Annotated in this window: 1 protein-coding gene; it reads right to left on the bottom strand. The window is 54.9% G+C overall.

Going from position 1 to position 415, the window contains the following annotated elements; genetic code table 11:
* Window positions 1-12: 12 nt before the first annotated feature.
* Window positions 13-381 (bottom strand): four helix bundle protein, encoded by a 369-nt coding sequence (locus EN955_RS34675; protein ID WP_013530241.1) that lies wholly within the window; start codon window positions 379-381, stop codon window positions 13-15.
* Between the last annotated feature and the right edge of the window lie 34 nt (window positions 382-415).

The following is a 415-nucleotide window of genomic DNA, read 5'->3' as shown; positions in this document are numbered from 1 at the left end:
GAGTAGGGGAGGCTATTCGGCTGCAAGTTTACGGATGAGAAGTCGAAGAAGCTTTCCCACACTTTCGGTACTCGCCAACAATGGGCCGGACGTCGCTTTCGGCGCGATGCCAATACGTTCAGCAATCAGAAGCTGAGTTTCCAGTTCCTTCAATGATCCTTGGGCAATACGGAGAAACTGCAGATAGGAGCCTCGAATTTCCCTGCCATACCCCTCGGCTATGTTCGCCGGCACCGACGTTGCAGAGCGCCGCACTTGGCTGGTCAGTCCATAAAGTTCTTCTTTGGGCCAGGATTTCGTAGCACCGTAGACCGCCACCGCAAGATCCATCGCCTGCTCCCAAACCAGCAAGTCCTTGTAGGACCCTGTTTTTTCGGTCATCCGTCCCTACTCCCCTACTCCCCTACTCCCCTAC

The sequence above is a fragment of the Mesorhizobium sp. M7A.F.Ca.CA.001.04.2.1 genome (assembly GCF_003998485.1).
Lineage (GTDB): Bacteria > Pseudomonadota > Alphaproteobacteria > Rhizobiales > Rhizobiaceae > Mesorhizobium > Mesorhizobium ciceri.
This window is presented reverse-complemented; position numbering and strand designations above follow the sequence as displayed.